The sequence below is a fragment of the Patescibacteria group bacterium genome (assembly GCA_004297215.1).
Taxonomy (GTDB): domain Bacteria; phylum Patescibacteriota; class Patescibacteriia; order UBA9934; family GWF2-40-263; genus 2-01-FULL-63-20.
The window spans coordinates 1-23238 of sequence record SCUM01000001.1; the positions used below are offsets into that span (position 1 = coordinate 1).

17 protein-coding genes and 5 pseudogenes are annotated in these 23238 nt (G+C 64.6%); 18 read left to right on the top strand and 4 right to left on the bottom strand.

Annotated features, from left to right (window positions below):
- Together EPO34_00005 and EPO34_00010 are read left to right on the top strand one after the other, a co-directional pair.
- Nucleotides 1-1119: hypothetical protein (locus EPO34_00005; protein TAK03539.1), on the top strand; the 1119-nt coding region annotated here is incomplete at its 5' end.
- Nucleotides 1120-1290: 171 nt separating this feature from the next.
- Nucleotides 1291-2115 carry a hypothetical protein gene (locus tag EPO34_00010; protein ID TAK03540.1) on the top strand — a complete coding sequence of 275 codons (825 nt, stop codon included), beginning with the start codon at nucleotides 1291-1293 and terminating at the stop codon, nucleotides 2113-2115.
- Between the two features lie 296 nt (nucleotides 2116-2411).
- On the opposite strand, the pseudogene EPO34_00015 reads toward EPO34_00010, so the two are convergent.
- Nucleotides 2412-2606: pseudogene (locus EPO34_00015) on the bottom strand (serine/threonine protein kinase).
- A 148-nt stretch (nucleotides 2607-2754) separates the two neighbouring features.
- On the opposite strand from EPO34_00015, the pseudogene EPO34_00020 reads away from it, so the two are divergent.
- The 3 pseudogenes from EPO34_00020 (at nucleotide 2755) to EPO34_00030 (ending at nucleotide 3846) form a co-directional block, all read left to right on the top strand.
- Nucleotides 2755-3045, top strand: a pseudogene (locus tag EPO34_00020) (hypothetical protein).
- Between the two features lie 15 nt (nucleotides 3046-3060).
- Nucleotides 3061-3264, top strand: a pseudogene (locus tag EPO34_00025) (hypothetical protein).
- A 300-nt stretch (nucleotides 3265-3564) separates the two neighbouring features.
- Nucleotides 3565-3846 (top strand): annotated as a pseudogene (locus EPO34_00030) (hypothetical protein).
- A gap of 413 nt (nucleotides 3847-4259) precedes the next feature.
- Here EPO34_00030 and EPO34_00035 read toward each other — a convergent pair.
- A pseudogene (locus tag EPO34_00035) lies at nucleotides 4260-4469 on the bottom strand (DUF3443 domain-containing protein).
- 542 nt (nucleotides 4470-5011) lie between these two features.
- Between EPO34_00035 and EPO34_00040 the strand changes: the two are divergent.
- The 3 genes from EPO34_00040 to EPO34_00050 are packed head-to-tail and all read left to right on the top strand — an operon-like array spanning nucleotide 5012 to nucleotide 8180.
- Nucleotides 5012-6544, top strand: a complete 1533-nt coding sequence (locus tag EPO34_00040) for a hypothetical protein (protein ID TAK03541.1) — start codon at nucleotides 5012-5014, stop codon at nucleotides 6542-6544.
- A gap of 14 nt (nucleotides 6545-6558) precedes the next feature.
- A complete protein-coding gene (locus tag EPO34_00045) occupies nucleotides 6559-6921 on the top strand; it encodes a four helix bundle protein (GenBank protein ID TAK03542.1) in 363 nt (120 codons plus the stop codon).
- A 44-nt stretch (nucleotides 6922-6965) separates the two neighbouring features.
- Nucleotides 6966-8180: a glycosyltransferase family 1 protein gene (locus EPO34_00050; GenBank protein TAK03543.1), complete on the top strand. Its 1215-nt coding sequence runs from the start codon at nucleotides 6966-6968 to the stop codon at nucleotides 8178-8180.
- A gap of 137 nt (nucleotides 8181-8317) precedes the next feature.
- Here the strand turns inward: EPO34_00050 and EPO34_00055 are convergent, their stop codons facing one another.
- Entirely contained in the window at nucleotides 8318-9475 is a 1158-nt protein-coding gene (locus EPO34_00055) for a glycosyltransferase (GenBank protein TAK03544.1), read from the bottom strand.
- A 97-nt stretch (nucleotides 9476-9572) separates the two neighbouring features.
- The gene (locus tag EPO34_00060; GenBank protein TAK03545.1) at nucleotides 9573-9914 is read right to left on the bottom strand and encodes a DNA-binding protein; all 342 of its coding nucleotides are present in this window, start codon (nucleotides 9912-9914) and stop codon (nucleotides 9573-9575) included.
- Between the two features lie 158 nt (nucleotides 9915-10072).
- On the opposite strand from EPO34_00060, the gene EPO34_00065 reads away from it, so the two are divergent.
- From EPO34_00065 to EPO34_00110, 10 genes are all read left to right on the top strand, one after another.
- On the top strand, nucleotides 10073-10651 hold the full coding sequence (locus EPO34_00065) for a sigma-70 family RNA polymerase sigma factor (protein ID TAK03546.1): 579 nt from the start codon (nucleotides 10073-10075) through the stop codon (nucleotides 10649-10651).
- The gene (locus EPO34_00070) at nucleotides 10648-11706 is read left to right on the top strand and encodes a hypothetical protein (GenBank protein ID TAK03547.1); all 1059 of its coding nucleotides are present in this window, start codon (nucleotides 10648-10650) and stop codon (nucleotides 11704-11706) included. The genes EPO34_00065 and EPO34_00070 overlap by 4 nt, the downstream gene beginning before the upstream one ends.
- A 213-nt stretch (nucleotides 11707-11919) precedes the next feature.
- The gene (locus tag EPO34_00075) at nucleotides 11920-15798 is read left to right on the top strand and encodes a hypothetical protein (protein ID TAK03548.1); all 3879 of its coding nucleotides are present in this window, start codon (nucleotides 11920-11922) and stop codon (nucleotides 15796-15798) included.
- 185 nt (nucleotides 15799-15983) lie between these two features.
- On the top strand, nucleotides 15984-16670 hold the full coding sequence (locus EPO34_00080) for a tetratricopeptide repeat protein (protein ID TAK03549.1): 687 nt from the start codon (nucleotides 15984-15986) through the stop codon (nucleotides 16668-16670).
- A gap of 168 nt (nucleotides 16671-16838) precedes the next feature.
- A complete protein-coding gene (locus EPO34_00085; protein TAK03550.1) occupies nucleotides 16839-18602 on the top strand; it encodes a hypothetical protein in 1764 nt (587 codons plus the stop codon).
- Between the two features lie 124 nt (nucleotides 18603-18726).
- A complete protein-coding gene (locus EPO34_00090; protein ID TAK03551.1) occupies nucleotides 18727-19743 on the top strand; it encodes an NAD-dependent epimerase/dehydratase family protein in 1017 nt (338 codons plus the stop codon).
- Between the two features lie 53 nt (nucleotides 19744-19796).
- On the top strand, nucleotides 19797-20507 hold the full coding sequence (locus EPO34_00095; protein TAK03552.1) for a glycosyltransferase family 2 protein: 711 nt from the start codon (nucleotides 19797-19799) through the stop codon (nucleotides 20505-20507).
- Between the two features lie 9 nt (nucleotides 20508-20516).
- The gene (locus EPO34_00100) at nucleotides 20517-20879 is read left to right on the top strand and encodes a DUF2304 domain-containing protein (GenBank protein ID TAK03553.1); all 363 of its coding nucleotides are present in this window, start codon (nucleotides 20517-20519) and stop codon (nucleotides 20877-20879) included.
- Entirely contained in the window at nucleotides 20830-22005 is a 1176-nt protein-coding gene (locus EPO34_00105) for a glycosyltransferase family 2 protein (GenBank protein ID TAK03554.1), read from the top strand. The genes EPO34_00100 and EPO34_00105 overlap by 50 nt, the downstream gene beginning before the upstream one ends.
- 84 nt (nucleotides 22006-22089) lie before the next feature.
- Complete coding sequence (locus EPO34_00110) at nucleotides 22090-23214, top strand: glycosyltransferase family 1 protein (GenBank protein ID TAK03555.1); 1125 nt, start codon at nucleotides 22090-22092, stop codon at nucleotides 23212-23214.
- Nucleotides 23215-23238: the final 24 nt, after the last annotated feature.

The window sequence follows — 23238 nt, forward strand, 5'->3', positions numbered from 1 at the left end:
GCGGCGGTCCACCCAGGAGCCACGGACACCTGCGGCGACGGCATCGACCAGGACTGCAGCGGCAGCGATGCCGCGTGCGCTCCCAACAATCCGCCATCGGGCGGAGCGGCCGATGCCGACGGCGACGGAATCTCAACCGTCCTCGACTGCAACGACAACGACCCATTGATTAAGCCCGGAGCCACGGACACCTGCGGCGACGGCATCGACCAGGACTGCAGCGGCAGCGATGCCGCCTGCGCTCCCAATCCTCCGCCCTCGGGCGGAGCGGTCGATGCCGACAACGACGGCGCGTCCACGGCCAACGGGTTCGATTGCAATGACAACAACGGGGCGATCCACCCCGGAGCCACGGACACCTGCGGCGACGGCATCGACCAGGACTGCAGCGGCAGCGATGCCGCGTGCGCTCCCAACAACCCGCCCTCGGGCGGAGCGGTCGACACCGACAACGATGGGTACTCCACGGTGGCGGACTGCAACGACAACGACCCGAACGTCCACCCCCAGGCGGCCGACGTGTGCGCCGACGGCGTGGACGCGAATTGCGACGGGAGCGACGCGTGCGTCGCCAACCCGGGCAATCCGTCGTCTCCGCCTTCGGCAAGTTATGCCTTGGAGGTGAAGCCTGGGGACGCGAGCGGGCACAAGAAGGAGTTGTGTGGCGTGCCGGTGTTCCACCGGGCGAGCCACCAGGGCGCCCCGGCGTACTGGGTCCCGTTCAAGGGGCACTTCCCGGCCTCGGCCAACATCCAGATGGGAGCCTTGAACGAAAGCCTCAAGGTGTACATGCGGGCTGCGGACGGGAAGTACTGTCTCGACCTTTCCAAGTTCGGGGCGGACGTGACCTTCGAAGGGGTGCTTGTGAGTTCGATCGAGCAGAATTCGGACAGCGCACCCGCGCCCGTGCATATCACGGACCCGGGCGGCTGGGATTACTCCGAGAATTATGAGTTCTGCGGAGCGGGCCGTCCGATCTGCGAGATGGATAGTGACAACTCGTCCTACTTCCGGGAGAGGGTGAAGTACTCGGCAGCCACGGACACGGCCGTCGAGGACGGGAACGGGTGCGCGTCCGGCCAGGACTACAACCCATTCCAGGACCTCTGCATCGGGTAGGCTCGAGAAGCGAGGCTACGGCGACACGCCCCGAGACATGCGATACGCGCATGGCTCGGGGCTCTTTTTATGCGCGTGTGACGGGCCTCTGGGGGTGGGTGTAAGGTGTTGACAGAAGAGAATTTTCTTGATAGAAAACTCCCTTCGCTCATTCTTACCAGAAAGGAACCGATGAAACGCCTATTCTGCGGTCTGTTCCTTGTCGCGTCCGCATACGCCGCCGGGTGCACCCCGCCGGTGTATGCATGCGGGTCCGACGCGGATTGTTCACCAGGAAATGCCTGTTCGGCCGGCTCGTGTATCGACGTCTCTCAACCGGACCCGGAGCTCGACGGGGGAATCCCTCCGCAGGATGCCGGCACCGATGCCGGGTTCGACGATGCGGGGGAGGCTGATGCCGGTGAAACGGACGCCGGTCCTTTCGACGCCGGGGAAGACCCAGACGCCGGTGAGCCTGATGCCGGCGTCGATGCCGGGCCCGGAGAAGGCGAGGGGGAGGGCGAAGGAGAGCCCGTGTTCGGCCTGGAGAATGAAGATGCAGACCCGGACCCGGAGCTGATCTGCCTTGGCCCAGGCGGGTTCCATCGACCGTCCCACGAGACGGCTGACGCGTACCTCATCCCGACCAACGGTGCGCTCGGAGTGGGGGTGGCGATCGATGAGCGGTTCCGCATCCCCTATCGGCCGGCGGAAAACCGCTGGTGCTTCTCCTGGGCCTCGTTCCTTGTCGACGTCTGCTTCGAAGGATTCGTCGTGAGCGCGCTCGAGCGGAGCTCGGACACCGAACCTGCTCCGCTGAACATGTCGGATCCTGGCAGCTATGACTACTATGAGTTGTTCCCGACCTGCTCGGTAGGGACAACCCTGTGCGATCGCGACCAGGACAACGTGGACCAGTATCTCATTGATGGATGCTGGCGTGCGGCAGAGGCCAACTTTGAGCCCACCGGGGACGGATGCACGCCAGCCGATCCCGCGGCATCCTGTCCTGACTGAATGTCTGCCCCCCGAAGCTCATCAGAGCAAAGGGGGGTCTTTTTCTTGACAAAATGGAAAAAGCATGATACAAAAAGTAGTCATTTTTTGGCTAATGTTCGCTACTTGACCCAGCCTTTTCTTGAAGGGCTGGGTCAAGTCACGACCTTCACAACAGCCCTGCCGCACGTGACTTGTGATGCGGCATTGGCGACAAACGCGGAGTAGAGACCGATGAAAAGCTCCCTGATGACTCTGATCGGGCTTTTGTTCCTGTTCGTCGCCGGTTGCGGCGGCTGCGGGAACGATCCCCCCGCCGAAGGCGAAGGGGAGGGGGAAGGAGAGGGAGAATGCGGACCTGGTGTGTTTTGCCCCGACGGCTTCGGCTGTCGTGACCACGACGACGGCATCGGCCCTCATTGCGAGCCGGTCGTCGGCGAGGGAGAAGGTGAAGGTGAAGGAGAGGGGGAAGGTGAAGGAGAAGGTGAAGGAGAAGGCGAGGGAGAGGGAGAGCCCCCCTGCGAGCGCAAGATCCTGTTTCCCGACACGGACGACGACGGCTTCGGCGACACGGATGCGTCGGCCGCGGATCTCGTCCTCGACTGCGAACGGGACGGGTATGCGGACAACGACCGCGACTGCGACGATGACGATCCTGACATCAACCCGGGCGCGCAAGAGGTCTGCGACGCTCTCGACGTTGACGAGGACTGCGACGGCATCGGCGACGAGCCGACGGCCGAAGGCACGTCCACGTGGCATCGAAATGCCGACGGCGACCCGTACGGCGATGCGAATGACGTGGGCGTGAATGCCTGCGATCCGTTGCCGGACAGGTCGACGCTCGACGCGACGGATTGTGACGACGGCAACGTCCTCATCCATCCGGGCGCGCCGGAGCTCTGCGCCACCGTGGACGTCGATGACGACTGCGATGGCGAGAAAGACGAACCCGGCGCCCCCGACGTGACCACGTGGTTCCCGGACGGTGACGGTGATGCCTACGGCGATGATGACGCCCCGGTTTCGGAGCTCGTCGTCGCCTGTCAACGACCGGCCGGTTTCGTGGCCATTCGCGGCGACTGCGACGATGGCGACCGGTTCACCCATCCGGAAGCCGCCGAGACCTGCGACCACGTCGACAACGACTGCGACGGCGACGTCGACGAAGGGGTCACCGCGACCCTGTTCGAAGACGCCGACGGCGACGGCAACGGCAACCCGCTCGCGCCGGTGGAGGCGTGCTGGCCCGGCGGTCCTGGGTTGTCGCGAGACGAACTCGACTGCGACGATACGGATCCGAATCTCGACGAGCGCGACCGGGACGGCGACCACGACAGCACCTGTTCGGGCGACTGCGACGACCGGGATCGACTGCGACAATCGCTCGACATGGACCGGGACGGCGACAGCACCTGCGAAGGGGACTGCGACGACCAAAATCCGCGTCGCGCGCCGGGCAAGCCGGAAATCTGCGAACTCGTGAACGGCGCGGCGTTTGACGACGACTGCGACGGGAAGGCCGACGATCTCGACACGGACGGCACGGTACTCGGCCGCACGGTGTTCCTGCGCGACCTCGACCGCGACGGGTATGGCGACAGCGCCGACGCCCTGCTGCGGTGCGTGAGGCCGGACGGGTATGTGGTCCCGCAGGTCGTGAACGATTGCCGCCCGCTCAACGAGGAGATCCATCCCGGCGCCCAGGACATCTGCGGCAACGGGAAGGACGAGGATTGCAGCGGCACGGACGCGATCTGTCCGGTCCCGGATGCTGGCCCTGCGGAAGGCGAAGGGGAGGGGGAAGGCGATGCCGGAACCCCGACGCCTTGCGGCGGAAACTGTGGCCCTGGGACGACGTGCAACGAGGTCACGGGCTTGTGCGAGGTCGCTCCGATTCCGCCCCCGTGCGACGGGCGTTGCGGACCCGGAACGACCTGCGACGAGGCGACCGACCTGTGCATGCCCGATCCGATCCCTCCGGACGCCGGTTCTCCTGATGCCGGTCCTGCCGACGCGGGATTCCCCGACGCCGGACCCGCCGAGGGCGAGGGTGAAGGAGAGGGAGAAGGCGAAGGCGATGCCGGTACCGCGCTCCCGTGCGACGGGCGTTGCGGGCTCGGGACGACCTGTGACGAGACGACGGATCTGTGCATGCCGAACCCCGTCGACGCCGGACCCGCCGAGGGCGAGGGCGAAGGGGAAGGTGATGCCGGGACTCCGTCGCCCTGTGGCGGGAACTGCGGACCCGGGACGACCTGCAACGAGTCGACCGACCTGTGCGAGCCCGACGCTTCTCCCGATGCCGGACCCGGAAGCGGGGAAGGCGAGGGAGAGGGAGAGGGTGAAGGCGAAGGTGAGGGCGATGGCGGGGTGACGGTCGGAATCGAAGCGGACGTGAATGGACACCAAAACCTGGTGTGCGCCACGCTCGTCTTCAACCTCGCCTGCCATGACGGCGAGGATGCGTTCATCCTCGCCGAACTCGTGAGCGGAGTCCCCGGAGCTTTGCCGAACGTGTTGAGTGAAAACCTGCGCGTGTCGCCGCGGCTCTCCGACGGGGCGTACTGCTACGACCCGTCCAGGTTCGGCGGGGACGTGCGGATCAGGGACGCCTTGTACGTGAGCGCTTTCGAGCGCGACTCGTGCACGGCACCTGCTCCGGCGGACCTGGCGACGACGCAAGATGCGAGCTACGATTACGTCGACATGCGCTCAGCGTGCGTGGAAGGCGACCCGCTGTTCGGGACCGCAGACACCGGGATCACGTTCGTGTCGTTCCGCTACTTCGCGAGCACGGATACCACGGTGGGCACGAACGACGGCACCTGTCAGTGACCACGCCTGCTGCGCGATGAGGAGGCCTAGCTCCGGACCAACGATGGTCCGGGGCTCTTTTTTTTGGTAAAATGCACGCATGCGCATTGATTTGCGGGCGGCGTACCGCCTGTCGGAGGAGCATGGAAGGCGTTTGGTGGCCGGGCTGTTCATCGCGCTGGCGTTGCTTGCGGCCGCGCAGGCCGTGTTTTCGCCTCTCGTCGTCCTGTCGGCCATCCTCTCGGCCGTGTTCGTGGTGATGACGTTCCTGCGCCCGCTGTGGACCGTGGCGTTCCTGGCGGTGTATCTCCCGTTTGAGCCGTTCCTGCTCAAGTTCATGCCCGAAGAGATCTACCTGTTCGCGCGGTTCTTTTCGGAAGGGCTCATCTACCTGCTGTGCGCCGTGGTCGCCTGGCGGTCGGTCACCGGGCAGGGGAAGCTGGAACAGACCCCGGCGGGGCTGCCGTTCATGCTGTTCCTGCTGGTGCTTGCGGCCTCCGTGGCAATCAACGCAGTGGACCCCACCGTGGCTGCGCTGGGCATCCGCCAGATCATCCGGTTCGTGCTGGTGTTCTTCGTCGTCGTGTTCCTGCGGCCTCCCAAAGGGTTCGCGCTGCGGCTCACGTACGTGATGCTGGGCGTCGTCTTCCTGCAATCCGTGATCGCGCTCACGCAGTCCTTCATCGGCGAGCCTTTCGACGCGCTCTTGTTGTCGTCCGACGCCCGGACGTTCGGGGACATCACACTCACCGCGGGCGTGGAGCAGTTCTGGGACCCGGGTTCGCGCGTGTTCGCCACGCTCGGCCGGTACGACCGGCTGGGGAATTTCCTGGCGTTCTTCCTGCCGTTCGGGGTCGCCATGCTCTATGAGCCGGCCTGGCGCAAGGAGCGCGGCGACCTGTCCTGGCTGTTCGCGCTCGCGCTTCCGGCCCTGGCGCTCACCTATTCCCGCGCCTCCTGGTTCGCCTTCCTGCTCGCGTTCCTGTTCATCGCCCTCGTGCTCAGGCGCGACAAGCGCGTGGCGGCGGCGTTCGCGTCCGTGGCGATCGTCGCCGGCCTCTACGTGTTCGCGAGCGGGTTGAACGTGCGGTTCATCACCGAGGCGCCCGGACAGACGCTAGTGGAACGCTTCTACGAGACGTTCAGCTATGCAAGGTGGCGCGGGGAATACTACGGGCTCGGGCGCGTGTTCTGGCTCGTGCAGACCCCGCTCACCGTGGTTCCCGCCTCGCCGCTGTTCGGGTTCGGGCCAGGGCAGTACGGCGGGGGAGCCGTGGCCGCGCTGCATAACACCGCCGCCTACGACGCGCTCGGCCTGCCGTTCGGCGTGTTCGGGACCGAAGGGGCCATCGACAACAACTGGTTCTCGATGTGGGGCGAGACCGGCACCGTCGGCATCGCCCTGTTCTTGTGGATGTACGTCGGCCTGTTCGCCTACGCCGTGCGCATGGCGCGAGCGCATGCGGATCCGCAGGTGCGCGCGCTCGCGGCAGGCTATGCCGCGGCGCTCGTCGGTTTCGCGCTCATCGGGCTGTTGTCTACCGCGTTCGAGATCCGCACGAACGGATACTATTTTTGGCTGTTCGGCGGGTTGTTGGTGGCTTTAAATAGGCGTGAAGGCCTTAGGCGATAAGGCCTTAGGATGGTATGGTGAAGACATTCCAAGACTTGATCGTCTGGCAGAAAGCGATGGTAGTGACTGAAAGGATTTATGCAATTACGAAATCGTTCCCGAAAGATGAGATGTTCGGTCTCACGTCCCAAATGCGCAGAAGCGCGGTTTCCGTCCCTTCTAATATTGCCGAAGGTAAATTACGGGGTACTCCTGCTGAGTTCAGACGTTTTCTATCCATTGCGTTCGGTTCTTGCGGAGAGCTTCAAACGCAGCTGTTGTTAGCGGTCCGCATCGGTTATCTTTCTCAATCGCAAGCGCAGGACATACTGAATCACCTCAATGAGGTGCTTCTCATGACCAACGAACTAATCCTACGGAATTCACCCCATTCCTGAGGCCTTATCGCCTAAGGCCTTCACGCCTACGGCCTTATCGCCTTATGACAGTCCTCCAGGTCAACAAATTCTGGTTCGCGCGCGGCGGGGCCGAACGATACGCCCTCGATCTTTCCGACTGGTTGTCCGCGCAAGGCCACGCGGTCGTGCCGTTTGCCATGGCGCATCCGGACAACATCCCGACGCCCTATGACGGGTTATTCCCTCCGTTTCGCGACACCGAGCATGTCCGCTTCGGCGCGTCCGGCCTGCGCACCTTCCTTAGCATGGGCTGGAATCGGGCCGCGCGTCGGGGGATGAAGACGCTGATACGGCAAACGCGGCCGCACGTCGCCCATGTCCACAACATTTACACCCAGCTTTCGCCATCCGTGCTCGATGCGCTTTCCAAAGAAAAGGTCCCGTGCGTGTATACGGTCCATGACCATCACCTGGTTTCCCCGTCATACAACCTCTGGGCGGACGGATGCGGACCGAGCATCGAAGGGAAAGGTGTCGTCGCGGCAACGATGAGCCGATTCCATAAGAAGTCATACGTCGCGTCGTTCGCGCAGGCATTCACCTTTGCCGCACACCGTCGATCCAAGGCGTATCAGGTCGGCATAGACGCCTATCTTTGTCCGAGCGAATACATGGCCCGTCGCCTCGTTGCGGCCGGGTTCCCGGAGGAAAAGATCCGCCATCTTCCTCACGGGATCGATCCTGATGCCGTGGCACCGCGGTTCGACCATGACGGATACGTGCTGTTCGTCGGCCGCCTGGTCCCGGAAAAAGGGGTCGAGACGGTGCTGCGGGTGGCAAGAGTGCTGCCGGAGGTGCGATTCCGCATCGTTGGGACCGGTCCGGACGAGACGCGGCTGCACGTGCTCGCCCATGGCCTGACGAACGTGGAATTCCTTGGATCCCGATTCGGGGTCGATCTCGACGAACTCTATCGCGGCGCAGCGGCCGTGCTCATTCCTTCGCGCGTGCACGAAGTGTTCCCGCTCGTCGCCCTCGAGGCGATGCGCGCGGGAAAGCCGGTGGCGGCGAGCCATGTCGGCGGCATGTCCGAAGTGGTGACGGACCGGGTGACCGGCTTCCTCGTGAACCCGCTCGACATGCACGGATGGGCCGAGGCCGTGCTGCGGATGGTATACGACGACGCGGCCCGCCGCTCGATGGGCCGTGAAGGGCGGCGCCAGGCGGAAACGACCTTCCATGTCCGGAGGCATAGGGAGAAATTGATGGGGATATACAGGGAGATAGGAAAAACTTGAAACGTGAAAACTTGAAATCTTGAAAGGGAGAGGAAAAGGCTGGAAGAATGAAAAAGCGAAACGTTTCAAACCGTTTCGCTTTTTCGTCCTTTCACGTGTCCGTTGGTCCTTCAAGTTTTCACGTTTCAAGTTTTCGTTCACGTCGCTTCCTGCCACGTGCGCTCGGCGAGCGCGGCTTCGTACAGGTAGCCAGTGGTGTCCGCGATGTCGCCCCAGTCATAGGAACGGGCCACGTACACGCGGGCCTCGCGACCGATCATACGCGCCTCATCGGGGTGCGTGAGGATCCATTCGAGCTTGATGGCGAGATCGCGCGCATCGGCACGGCGGAAGACGAGACCGTGCTCCTCGGTGAGCTCGCGGTTTTCCGGGATGTCCGAGGAGAGCACCGCCTTGCCATGCGACATGGCTTCCAGGATCGCGAGCGGGAGCCCTTCGGAATCCGACGGATGGACGTTCGCGGCCGCATGGGCGAACAGGGTGGAAAGCTCAATGCCAGAGCGGGGCCCGGTGAGCACGATGGAATCATCGTCCTCGCACGAGGCGCGCAGTTCGTCCACATAGCCGTCGGTGAACGCTCCGCCGCCGACGATGGCCAGCTTCCAACCCATCACGATGTCCGGGCGGCGCTCACGCAGGGCCTTCCAGGCCTCGACGAGCAGGTGGGCTCCCTTGTGGCGCACGAGGCGGGCGCAGAACATGAGGTACTTGCCCGGCACGAGATCGAAGGCTTCGAGGAGGGAAACGTCCGTCCATTCCGGAGCGCGGGCGCCGTTTGGCACATACACCGTGTCGGCCGAGTAGGAGAGGCGGCAGTAGGACTGCAGCGTCTTCGACACCGCGATGGTGGCATCCGGCGCGTAGCAGGACATCCACTCGCCAAGGTGCAGCGCCATGCGGGCGATCAGGTTCCATTTCTGATGGTGGCGGTCGATGCAGTGGAAGGTGACAAGCACCGCGGCGCGCGGACGCAGGAGCTTGGGGAGCCAGGAAAGAAGGGCCGGGCCGACGCCGTGGATGTGGAACACGTCCGCATCCTCGCGCGCGGCGCGCACGATGGCGAGGAAGGCGTGCGTGATGGCGTCCAGGTGCTTGGTGCGGATGGACGGCACGGTGAGACAGCGCACGCCGCGATGGGCATACTCACGCTCCTTGCGCCCGGTGTACCAGGAACGGCAAAACACGAGCACCTCGTGCCCGCGCGCGGCGAGCTCAACCGAGAGCTCTTCCACGTGGCGCTCAATCCCGCCGGAGACGGCGGGAACGCCCTTTTGTCCGATCATCGCGATTTTCATACGACGCGCAACTATAGCAAAAAACCCCTGTTTCGTCAACCCCGACGCTTCGGTCGGGACAGGGGGTTTTCGCCCGTGAAAAACAGGGGGATTTCTGCTATGATTTTGAGGCGCCTTCCCCCTCTTCCAGCAGGGTTTTCGGGTTCGGGGAGTACAGCTTATTGCGGATTTTCCAGTGGTCCACGTATTGGCCTATGCCGGCGCGGTCCCGCTTGTTGCGAACGGTGGTGGTTTGCTGGCTCCATTTGAGCAGGGATTCGAAATTGATCTTGTAGCGCCCCTGCACCACGACATAGGTGATTTGCCCGTCGGAAATGGCGCGCCGGATGGTGCGCTGATGCACCCCGAACAGCCTGGCCGCTTCGGAAACGGAGACGCGGATGATGGAAGCGAGAGGCATAAGAATCGGGAGGCGATAAGGCCTCAGGCGTAAAGGCATTAAGGCGTTAAGGGTTTTCCCTCAAGCCTTCTTGCCTAAGGCCTTATCGCCCGTGCATTTATACAATATTGTAGACAAACATGCCTATTTTCGTCAACGTGACCCTAAACTATTGAATAAATACGGTTTTTAGGCTATCGTAAGCCGTTCCTGTAACGATTCATGTAACCGACAAGACAGTAATTGTGAGTAGCTTGCGAGAACAATTTCTCCTGCATCGGATCAGGGCCTTCAAGGATCAAAGGGCCTTTGGGGAATTGGTCGTGAGTTATCGTTCCACCTCATACCGATATCTCCGTTCCAAGCTCCCCATGGAGCAGGACGCAGAGGATGCGCTAAACACCACGTTGCTCCGGGCGTGGAATTACTTCACGCGTGCGGAACATGTGGAGAGCGTGGGCGGCCTCATCTTCACGGTCGCTCGCGGGGTCGTGTCGGAGTTCTATCGACACCGCGTCCCGAACGTCTCGATCGAGTCCATGCAGGAAGCGGGGATGGACATCGCGGCTGAGCGCTCCGGAGACCGATCCATGACCCAGTCTGCGGACGTGGAGCTGGCGAAGGAGCTGCTCGACCAGCTCGAAGGGGAGGATCGCCTGATCATCCTCATGCGGCACTTCGAAGGACGCTCCCTGGGCGATATCGCTAAACGTATCGGAAAGAGCGACGGCGCCACGCGCGTCGCCCTCCACCGGGCCATGAAGAAGCTACGTACTCTCTTTACGCCACGCGCATGACCGAGAAGGACATCGTCAATCTGCTTCATCGAGTAAAAGACGCGCCCGAACTCGGGGGCGGTTTTGACGATGCGCGCGCCGAGCGGTGCATGAACCGTTTCTGGAACGAGCTCGGCGTCGAGGCTCCGAAGCCGGTTCCCTATGGGCTGCGCGAATACGCGGATTATGCCCTGTTCGTCCTGTCACATGCCGTCGCGCGTCCGCTCGCCGTCGGTACCTCGGTGTTCGCCCTCATCTTCGGCGGCTGGGTCACCACGGTGAACGCAAGTTTCTCCAGCCTTCCAGGCGACGTGCTCTACCCAGTGAAGCTTGCCACGGAGCGCATGCAGCTCACGCTCGCAAGCTCCGGCGTGCGCCGCGCCCGCCTGCATGCGGACTTCGCCTCTCGACGCTTGCAGGAGGTCGGGGAATTGTCCGTCTCCTCCCGCCCGGGCCGCGAGGCCCAGCTCAAGGCCGCGGTGGAGGGGTTCACCCAGGAGATGGTGTCGGCCAAGGAGCAGCTTGATGCGGTGGGGATCGACAGCCCGTCGGAGGCCGTGGACCTCGCCCTGGTGCTCGACCAAAAGGCCGATGAGTACCAGGCGCTGCTCACCCAAGGATCTTCCGGAGAGCCGTCGGTCATGCAAGAGGTGGCCGATGCCCAGGCCGCGGTCGATCAGGTCAATTCCACGGCGGTCGAGACGCTCGTCAACGCGCAAGAGCAGAACGGGGGCGACCCGCGCGTCATCGAAAGGAATTTCCAGTCCCAGCTCACCTCCGTGCGCAGCCTCATCGCGCTCTCCACGGCGCGGCTCACGGCCATCAAGGAAGCCATCTCCAAGGCCGACGCGCTCGATGCCGATCGCGGGAGCCGCATCGCGCAGGCGCGCCAGGCGGTCACGAGCCAGGAAAAGCCCATCAGCGAGGCGACCAACGCGTTCGCCGTGGGTGGGTACCGCCGCGCGTTCGAGGCGCTCGATGCGGTCGAACAGGCGATAGACGGCGTGCAGCCCACCATCCTCGAGCTCGAGCTCTCACTCACGGCTCCCGCACCTGAATCGCCACCCAATTTCTAGGTCGCTCCGGTCCCGACCGTTGGTCGGGGCCCCGCACCTCTTCCTGTAGGGACAGGGAAGGGTGCGGGGTAGAGAGCCCCGGTCTCTCGCAATCCGGACAGATGCCCAAGGTCGAGGTTCCCACAAGGAGCCGCATCCGTTCCAACCTCCAGGCGCGCTAGCGCCGGAGAACACAAAGGTTCGCCCGGCCAAAAGCCGGGTAAAAATCACGTTATGACCCACTCATTGCGCATTGGGAAGCGCGCCCTCACGATCGCGGTCGCTGCCATGACCATCGCTTGGTCCATCGGCATTTCCGCGTTCGTGGCCCCGATGACGGCTCGCGCGGCCTCGGCCGGCGACCTCATCAAGGGAACGACCCTTTCGACGCTGTATTACCTCGCGTCGGACGGCGCCCGTTACGCCTTCCCCAACGAAAAGACCTACATGACCTGGTTCTCGGATTTCTCCGGGGTCCAGACCTTGTCTGACAGCGCTCTCGCTGCGATCCCGCTCGCCGGGAACGTGGTGTACCGCCCGGGCTCCCGCTGGATCAAGATCCAGTCGGACAACAAGACCTACGCCGTCACCCCGCAGGGTCAGATCCGCTGGATCGAGACCGAGCCGGTGGCCGTGGCTCTGGCCGGCGCCAACTGGAACACGTTCATCGACGACGTTGCGGACGTGTTCTTCGTGGACTACTCGGTGGGCGCCTCGCTCGCGTCGGCCAGCAATGGCTACAACGGCATGGTGCTTTCGAGCGGCGGCAACAACTACCTGCTCTGGAACAACCAGAAGCGGATGGTCACCAGCGCCGGCTTCTCCGGCAACCGCATGCAGTCGCGTTTCGTGCTCTCGGGTTCCGGCGTCAATCTGGCCGGCATCACCGCGGGCGCTGACGTTTCTGGTGCGGAGGCAGTGCTGCGCGACGTGGCCCAGCTGGGCGGCGGCGTGACGGGCGGCCTCTCGGTCTCCCTCGCTTCCGACACCCCGGCTTCCGCCACGGTGCCGTCGCTTGCCTCGTCCGTGGGCTTCACCAAGCTCAAGCTCCTGGCGAACGCGGGTTCGGTCACGATCAACCAGATCGTGCTTACCCTGGGCGGCGTGGGCGCGGTCGGCAACCTCGACCAGGTGTACCTCTACAAGGGTGACACCCGCCTCACGGACGGCCGCTCGATCAATTCGAGCACCCGCAAGGCGACCTTCTCCGGCCTCAACCTCTCGTTGGCCGCCGGCGAAATGATCTACCTCTCCGCTCGCGCCGACATCGGCGCCGGCGCGGCCGGCGACACGGCCAGCCTGGGCATCGCTTCTTCGAGCGACGTCTCCGGCACGGCCACGGTCTCCGGCAACTTCCCGGTGATGGGCAACCTCATGACCTTCTCCACCACGGAGGCGGGTGCGGTGACCATCACGAAGAACGGGACGATCGCCAGCCCCACCATCGGCCAGGACGGCGCGACCATCGCGAAGTTCACGGTGGAGGCGGATGGCGAGGATGCCAGCCTCAAGCAGATCACGCTCAACGTCGACGACTCGGCCGATCACAGCAACTACAAGCTGTGGAAGGGGGCGACCCTGCTCGGCACCGGGACGGTCAGCGGCGAGCTCGTGACCTTCGTGCTCACCAACCCGCTCCTCGTGGAGGACGGTGACAGCGAGAACCTGGAGCTCTCCGCCGACATCGGCGGCGAGGCCGGGGACGAGGTCAAGGTGGCGATCGAGGAAGAGGCGGACGTCCTCGCCGTGGGCGGAGACTTCCTCTTCAACCTGTCCGCGGACATCACGGATTACGACGAGACCGGTTCCCTCTGCGTGGACGGGACCGACGAGTGCTCGTTCTCCGAGGTGCAAGGCGGCCAGCTCACCTTCGCCTTCAACGGCCCGTCCTCCGACGACATCCAGATCGACGGCAAGGACCAGGTGCTCATGAAGTTCTCGATCACGGCCGAAGAGTTGGCCGAGATCCAGGAGTTCGAAGTCGACGTGGCGTGCACCAACAGCGCGGCACTTGACTGTGACGCGGACAACGCGGACGACGCCGGCGACGACGACGGCGAAGACGATGTGGACGACGGCGGCCTCCTCAACGAGGACGACGACGCCAACCTCCAGGACATCACCGTCCGCCTCGCCTCCGGCGCGGCCTGGATGGGTCCGGAAGAGTTGAGTGCCGTGGGCGCCGACGACACCCAGACCCTCACCTTCGATGACGACCAGACCGTCAACGCGGGCCAGACGCTCGACCTCATGATCACCGCTGACCTCGAGAACGAGGACGGCATCGAAGGCGAGTCCTTCAGCGTCACCATCGACATGACCACGGTGATCGCCGAGGACGCCAACGGCGACGATCTCGCTGATAGCGACATCGTCCCGGGCGCGCTGCTCGTGGGCAACGACTTCACGGCTACCGACGCGTCGCTCGACGTGGAGGTGGCACAACCGCCCACCAGCGGCACCTTCGTGAAGGGCACCAGCGGCGTGGCAATGGTCGGCTTCAACTTCCAAGCCGGCGACGCCTCCGACGTGACGGTGACCGACCTTGACCTCAACATCAACGGGGACTCCGATGGCGCGTTCGACGACGACGACGACATCAACGTCTCCGACCAGATCAGCTCCTGCTCGCTCTATGACAGCGAGTCCGGCGCACTGGTGGACGGTCCGGAATCCATCGAGACGACCGCGGTGGCCACTCCGTTCGACAGCGTCATCCTGTTCGAGAACTTCGACTGGACGGTGGCTGCGGGCGAGACGGCCAAGCTCATCGCCAAGTGCAACCTGGCCAACGTGGACCAGGTGGGCGCCGGCGATGACGACTACAACCTCTTCATCGACGCGGCCGCGGACATCCAGGCCGAAGATGAGGACGGCGACGACGTGGTTGCCACCCTCGTGGACGGCAACGAAGGCGCCGGCGCCGACACGGTGATCTCGGTCATCGACAGCGGCTCCATCACCGTCACGCTCGACGGCGGTACGGCCAACTCGACGATCATCCTTGGCTCGGCCACGGGGGTCTCGATGTCCAAGTTCAAGTTCGACGCTTCGGACGAGGCCTTCATCGTGAAGGAGCTCACCCTCGACAACTGCGTCGACGCGTCCGACGGCGACGACACCTGCGGTGACGACGTCGGAGCCGCCGGTTCCGACGACATCGCCGCGACGGTGAAGCTCAGCTACCAGAACCAGGCGGGGACCACGGTCAGCAAGACCGGCTTCCTCTCTGGCGGCAGCGCGAACTTCTCCGGCCTCGACTTCTACGTGCCGGTGGATTCCACCCGCGTGCTCTCCGTGATCATCGACACCAACGGGGTGTCTTCCACGGGTGCGACCTCGGGTGACCTGATCCAGCTCAACCTGGACGCCACCGACGAGGACGACACGGACAACGACTTCGAAGCGGTCGGCGCCGGTTCCGGCGAGACGATCACCGAAGCCGATGTCGCGACCTACGTCCCGGCCAACGACATGACGGTGCGCAAGACCAAGCCGACCATCAGCCTCGCCTCTGGCAGCCCGTCGGGCTCCAGCACGCCTGGCCTCTCGGAGGTCTTCCGCTTCACCGTGGCGGCCGATTCCCGCGGCTCCGTGACCCTCGACGAGGTGGCGTTCAAGATCACCACGTTCGATGGGACGGGCAGCGGCTGGGCCGACTGCGGCACCATCGGCGATGAGACCCTGTTCGAGTTCTACGACATGGACGACTCGAGCGAGAAGCTCGACGACGACCTCGGCGAGGACGGCGCGAGCCTTGTCGGCGACTGGACCTTCGCGGAGGCGGACGGCGCTGCGGGATGTACCCTTGGTACGGATCCGCTGGCCTACGCCTTCCTCGACATGGAGAGCGACACGACGCATCCGGCCGAGGAAATCAGTGCTGGCGACATCAAGACGTACGTCTTGAAGATCGACACCACTGGCGCGGTGGCAGACGATTCGATCCGCGTGGACATCCCGGACCAGTCCGAGGGTGACACTGTGGGCTTCTCTGCCATCGTCTGGGACGATGAAGAGTCCGACCTCACGCCCACCACGGGCGCTGACGAGGACATCGACGGGACTCGCGTGAAGAACCTGTCGGTCACCGGCGGCACGCTCGTCTACTAACCTCCGGGTTAGCTGACCTGCGCGCGGAAGGGGTAACTCCCTGAAACGCCAAGCAAACCCCGCCTCGAGAGAGGCGGGGTTTTGCGTTTCGGACCGCGCGACCTCACCCATGCCCTCTCCTTCGTAAGGAGAGGGGTAGCGGGCTTCTGGACGAGTCTCATTCTTTTCGCTATCCTGCCCCCACTATGCCCCTGCGTCCCAAACAGCTTCTCGTGATCGTTTCTGCCGCCGTCGTCGTGATCGTGGGCGGGCTTTGGGCGGGGAAGAGCTGGCGCGCGACGCATCCGGCCGCTCCGGCGCTCCTGGAGCTGGTGGACCGCGGGATCGACGCGGAGAACATGGCCAAGTTTGAGGAGCGCATCGCGGCCCAGGAGGCGGCGGTGGCCGAAGGGGAACGCGACATAAGCGAGCTCCTGGTGTTGGGGAACCTGTATTATTCCGTGGGCGATCTTAAGAAGGCCGCCGCCGCGTACCGTGACATCCTTTCGTCAAACCCCAACGACTCGGCGGCGCACGAGAACCTGGCCCAGGCGCTCATCGAGATGGGGGATTACGCGGGAGCGGAGGCGCAGTTGCGCGCGGCGGCCGACGTGAGCGCGTACGAGCCCACCTATCTCAAGCTCGCGGACCTCATCGACGAGCATTTCCCGGCGCGCCGGGCGGAGATACAGGTCATCCTCGAAGCGGCCATCGGCAACCTGGGGCAGACCCCCGGCCTGCTCACCCGCCTGGGCAAGTGGTACGCCGACAACGGCATGCTCAAGGAGGCGATTTCCCACTACGAAGTGGCGCGCCAGCTGGCCCCCGACGACCAGGCCATCCAGGCGGAAATCGAACGGCTAGAGGCCGAACAACGAAAAAAGGCCAAATGACGCGCCCGCAGAGGGCGCGTCATCCTGAAGGCCATCAGGCCTGAAGGATCTCATGAGCAGAGGGCGCGTCATCCTGAAGGCCATCAGGCCTGAAGGATCTCATGAGCAGAGGGCGCGTCATCCTGAAGGCCATCAGGCCTGAAGGATCTCGTGTTACAATAGGCGCCTATGCGGCGCCTATTGTTTTTTCTTGTCACGGCGGGAATCCTCATCGGCCAGCCTGTGTTTGCGGCCGTTCCCAATGATCCGCTCATCGAGCAGCAGTGGTACTTGGGGAAGATCAAGGCGTTCGACGCCTGGGATACGGCCACCGGATCCGCCAACGTCGTCGTGGCCGTGCTGGATACCGGACTCGATCTCGATCACCCGGACGTTGCGGGAAACCTCTGGACCAATCCGGGGGAGATTCCCGGCGACGGGTTGGACAACGACCAGAACGGGCATGTCGACGACCTGCACGGATGGGATTTCGTGGATGACGACGCCCTGCCCGATCCCTCACCGGCGCCGGGCGACGAGGCGGAAGCCACGATCCACGGCACGGCGATCGCCGGGGTGATCGGGGCGATCGGGAATAACGGGACGGGAGTTTCCGGAGTGAACTGGCAGGTGCGCCTCATGCCGCTGCGCATCCTCGATCGGGAGGGTTCCGGGAATTCGGCGGATGCCACGGCCGCCATCCGCTATGCGATGCGCAGCGGGGCGTCGGTCATCAACTTGAGCTTTACCGGGGCCGAGGTGGACGGCGTGTTCCGCCAGACGATCAAGGACGCCTACGACGCGGGCGTGGTGGTGGTGGCGGCGGTGGGCAACAAGACGCTCGGCGGGACGGACCTGAACCAGGCGCCGTTGTACCCGGTGTGTTTCGAGCAAACCGACGGGGGAGATTCCGTGCTCGGGGTGGCGGCGACCACGCCGCAGGACACCAAGGCCGGGTTTTCGAATTACGGGTCCTCATGCACCGACATCGCGGCCCCCGGCATCGACATCTTCAACGTGTCCTATCAGGCCGTGGGCACGGACGGGTTCGCGGAGCCGTATCGCGGCGGCTGGAACGGCACGTCCATCGCGGCGCCCATCATTTCCGGGGCCGTCGCGCTCCTCAAGGGCGCCTTTCCGAATCTCGGCCCGGCCGACCTGAAGACGGTCCTCCAGTTGTCCGTGGACCCGGTCGACACTGGCGCTCTCCCGCGCGGGGCGCTCGGGGCCGGGCGCGTGAACCTTGCGCGCGCCCTGGAAGTGGGGAAGGCGGTGTCCGCGGCCAAGGCGCCAGGGACCGCCGCGCCGATCCCGTCCGTGCCTCCCGTCCCTGTGCCGGCGAACGTGATCGCGCTGCGCGCCACGCGCGTGGTGGTGGCCGCCGGACGCGGTTTTGCCCCGCGCGTGAGCGTGTACGACGGGGAGGGGAAGCGCCTGGCCTCGTTCCTCGCGTATGCCGAGGGGTTCCTGGGCGGGGTGCAGGCGGCCGTGGGCGACCTCGACCTCGACGGGACCGACGAGATCGTGACCGTGCCCGGAGCCGGCGGCGGCCCGCACGTGCGCGTGTTCACGCTCGACGGGACGCTCCGCGGCCAGTTCTTCGCTTTCGACGCCGCCGACAGGCACGGGCTTGAGCTGTCCGTCGCGGACACGGACCGCGACGGGCGCGTCGAGATCGTCACGCGCGCGCTCACGGGAGGCCCCTCCGGCATCCGCGCGTTCCGCCTGGACGGGACGCGTCTCGTCGACCCGGCCTCCTTTGTGGTGCCGGCGTCCCCGCTTACCACCCCCTTCGGCGCCTTCGGTCGCGCGGACTCGACGCTCGCAAGCCTCCTCGCCGACCCCTCCGGCACGCGCCTTCGGCTCACCGACCGCGCCGGGACGGATCTCGGCGGGTTCGCGCTGCTCGCGCAGGATCGCCCAGCACGTTCGATGGCGGTTTCGTCGCGATGAGGATGGAGAATGTAGGATGAAGGATGTAGAATGTAGACTGAAGACTGTAGGATGAAGGATGTAGGATGTAGAATTTTCAATAAACTATCCTACAGTCTACATCCTTCATCCTACATTTCGCTCTATGCCCACCAATCCCACGTTTGAAAAGAAGAACATCCTGGTGACCGGCGGGGCCGGGTTCATCGGGAGCCACCTGTGCGAACGCTTGCTCAAGGACGGCAATCGCGTGGTGTGCATCGACAATTTCGCGACGAGCAGCGTGCGCAACATCGACAACCTGCTCCCGAACCCGGATTTCCAGTTCTTGCGCCTGGACGTGAACCAGCCGTTCGACCTCGAGACGTACGCCGAGCTGTCGGCGTTCAAGCTGCCGTTCCAGGGGATCCAGGAGGTGTATCACCTGGCGTGTCCCACCTCAATCAAGCAGTTCGACAAGTTCCGCATCGACACGCTCCGGTGCAACGGGGTGGGCAACGAGCATGCGCTCGAGCTCGCCCGCAAGTACAAGGCCAAGGTGCTGCTCACGGGCAGCTCCGTGGTGTACGGCACCCGCCGCGGCGACCGCATCTTCGTGGAAGAGGGCGACACCGGGACCATCGACCAGCTTTCCCCGCGCGCCTGCTATGACGAAGGCCGCCGGTTTTCGGAAACGATGTTCTCCACCTACCGCGCCGTGTACGGCCTCGACACGCGCATCGCCCGCGTGTTCCGCACGTTCGGCCCGCGCATGCCGCTCAACGACGGCCATCTCATCCCGGATTTCATCATGAGCGCGCTCGAGGGCAAGGACCTGGTGGTGTACGGGAAAGGGCAGTTCCGCACCTCCTTCGCCTACGTGCTCGACGTGGTGGACGGGCTGGTGCGCCTCATGAACGCGCCCAAGGACCCGGGACCGGTGAACATCGGCTCCGACGTGGACATGCCCATCATGCAGGTGGCGGAGATGGTGGTGAAGATGACGCGCTCCGCGTCCAAGATCACGCTGGGCGAAGACCTGCTGTTCCTCTCGGAGCTCCCGCTGCCGCGCATCAACAAGGCGCGCGAATTGGGCTGGCTCCCACTCATGCGCTTTGAGGACGGCCTCTCGAAGACCGTCGAATACATGACCGCCAATCGGTTGCTTTTGTCGGCGATGTGAGGTAAAGGAAGGCTGTGCGGCCGCAGGCGACAAGGCCTCAAGGGAACATCCTCATGCCTTCACGCCTGCGGCCTTCAATGCCTATGAAGGTGATCGCGGTCATCCCGGCTTATAATGAAGCGGCTCGTCTCGCCCCGGTGCTTTCACGCGTGAAGGGGCTTGTCGACGAGGTGGTGGTGGTAGACGACGGATCTTCCGACGACACGTTCGAGGCGGCCAAGACCGCCGGCGTCGTGGCGCTCCGGCATGCCATCAATCGCGGACAGGGCGCCGCGCTCAAGACCGGCACGATCTCCGCGCTGTCGCGCGGCGCCGACGTGATCGTGCACGTGGACGGCGACGGCCAGCACGACCCGGAAGGCATTACGGCGCTCGCGCTCCCCATCGTGCGCGGGGAGGCCGACGTGGTGTACGGCTCGCGATTCCTGGGCATCGCCTCGGAAGGGATGCCCGCGTCGCGTCGAGCGCTGCTCCTTGCGGGCCGCGTGTTCAGCGCCTTCGCGCTGGGGATCCCGCGCACGTTCACCGATCCGCAGAGCGGGCTGCGCGCCATGAGTGCCGAGGCGGCGCGGCGCGTGACCTTCACCCAGGACCGCAAGGCGCATTGCTCGGAGCTGCTGCGCGCCGTGTCGCGCTCCGGCCTGCGCGTGATCGAGGTGCCGACGCGCATCACCTATACGCGAGAGACGCTCGCGAAAGGGAACAAGACCGTCGACGCCTTCCATATCGCCTGGCAGCTGCTGCTCGGAGCATTCCAAAAGTAAGACGCGAATATGCTCGTCATCCAAGTCATCCTTGCCGCGACGCTCCTTGCCGCGCTGGCTCTCACCTGGCGGCGCGCCAGGCAAGGCGCCTTGAGCCGCCGCGCGGCGATCGTCTGGAGCCTCGTTTGGCTTGGCGCCGCCGTCGTCGTGCTGCGCCCGGAGGTCGCCGACCTGTTCGCGAACGTCGTGGGCGTGGGTCGCGGGTCGGACGCGGTGCTCTACGTGTCCGTGGTGGCGCTCGCGTACCTCATGTTCCGCCTCTTCCTCCGGTTCGACCGCCTAGAGCGGGATATCACGAAATTGGTGAGGAGGATCGCGCTGGATGAGGCGACAAGGCCTCAGGCGGACAAGGCCTCAGGGGAAAATCCTTAACGCCTTCACGCCTGCGGCCTTCATGCCCCCCAAGATCGCCGTCATCTACCTTTCTTACAACAGCCTCCCGTACCTTCCGGAGGTCGTTTCATCCTGGGAGAAGCTCGATTACCCGCGCGAGGCGCTTGAGATCGTGATCGTGGACAACGCGAGCGCCGACGGGAGCGCACAGTGGATCCGCGACCACGTGCTTCCCAAGTCCAACAGCGTGCTCCCGCGCGTCACGTTTTTCCCGTCGGGAGTGAACCTGGGGTTCGCGGGAGGGAACAACCTCGGCATCGACCACGCACTGCTCGAAGGCGCCGACTACGCGTATCTGCAGAACAACGATGCCAAACTCGACTCTGGCTGCATCCGCGAGGCCGTGGCGCTTGCGCAGTCCGACGAGAACATCGGTTCCGTCCAGTCGTTCATGCGCCTGTGGCAGGATCCCGAAGTGGTGAACTCCACCGGAGGCATGGTGCATTTCCTCGGGTTCGGGTTCGTGCGCGACAACGGCCGTTACGCGAAGGACGTGACGGCGACGGACCCATCGACTTCGCTCAGGGTAGACGGCGAAGAGATCGCCTACGGCAGCGGCGCGGCCACGCTCTACCGCGCCACGGCGCTCAAGGCCGCCGGGCTGCTCGACGACCATCTGTTCCTGTATCACGAGGATCTCGAGCTCGGTTGGCGCCTCCGGCTCGCCGGGTTCCGCAACGTCCTGTCGATGAAGTCGGTGGCGTTCCATAGGTACGAATTCTCGCGCAGCGTGCAGAAGCTCTACTGGATGGAGCGCAATCGTTGGTTGGTCCATCTTTCGCACCTGAAGGCTGCGTCGCTCGCGCTCATCGCGCCGTTCATGCTCGTTGAGGAGCTGGCGCTCGCGGCGTTCGCGATCCATGGAGGGTGGTTTTCGCAAAAGCTCAAGGCGTGGGGCGCCGCGTTCGACCCGCGCACCTGGGCCTACGTCTCGCGCAAGCGCAAGGAGTCGCGCACGATCCGCAAGGTCACGGACGCCGAGATCGTGCGCCTGTGGACGGGCAGGATCGAGCACCAGGCGACGAGCAACCCGATCGTGGAGAAGGTGGCGAATCCGGTGTTGGATGCAATATGGAGGGTCGTGAGGAAATGCATTGTGTGGTGAAATAGGGAAGAAGGCCTCAGGCGGACAAGGCTTCAGGGGAACATCCTTAACGCCCTTACGCCTGAGGCATTATCGCCTTCCAGTATGAAAATCGCCCAGGTCGTCTCGACGTACCCGCCCTATCGCGGCGGCATGGGGCGCGTCGCCCATGAGTATACCGAGCGTTTGCGCGCCCGGGGCGAGAACGTGCACGTGTTCACGCCGCGCACGCGCAAGGTGATGAGCGACCCCGAGTACGTGCACCGCGTGCCCTCGCCGCTCACAATCGGCAACGGGAGCGTGATGCCGTCGCTGTACCAGCGCCTCAAGGGGTTCGACCTGGTGCACCTGCACTACCCGTTCTTCGGCGGGGCCGAGCCGGTGATCGTGCGCAAGGCGATCCGAAGCGACCAGAAGCTGGTGGTCACCTATCACATGGACGCGGTCGCCGACGGGATCCGCGGCGCCATCTTCCGCGCGCACCGCCGGCTCCTGTTCCCCTGGCTCATCTCCCGCGCGGACCGCATCCTCGTGTCGAGCCGCGAGTACGCGCTGACCTCCGCGCTCGCCGACGTGCCCGGCTGCCTCGACCGCTTGGAAGTGCATCCGTTCGGGGTGGATCTCGAGCGGTTTCATCCAGGCGACGAGCCGGAGATGCGCACGCGTCTTGCCCTCGACCCGTCCGTCCCGACGATCCTGTTCGTGGGGGGGCTCGACGCCGCGCACCACTTTAAGGGGCTCCCCGTGCTGCTTGCCGCGCTCGAACGCGTGGCCGGCCACCCGTGGACCTGTCTCGTCGTAGGCGACGGCGACCTGCGGCCGAGCCTGCAAGCCACCGTAGAGGCTGGCGCGCTTGCCGGACGCGTGCGATTCCTCGGGAGCGTGAGCGAGGAAGACCTGCCGCGCATCTACCGCCTCGCGGACGTCCATGCGTTCCCGTCAACCGAGCGTGCCGAAGCGTTCGGACTCGTCGCGCTCGAGGCATCCGCGAGCGGCGTGCCGACCGTCGCGAGCGACCTGCCCGGCGTGCGCACGGTGGTGCTCGACGGGGCTACCGGCCTGCTCGTCCCGCCCGGGGACGCGACAAAACTCGCCGATGCGCTCAAGCTGCTCCTTGAGCGGACCGACTTGCGCGAGCGCCTGGGAGAAAGCGCCCGCAAGCGCGCCGAGGCCGAATTCGCCTGGGAGCCGCTCATCTCGAGATTGCAGGAAACGTATAAAAGCTTTTAAGTAGGCGTAAAGGCCTGAGGCGAT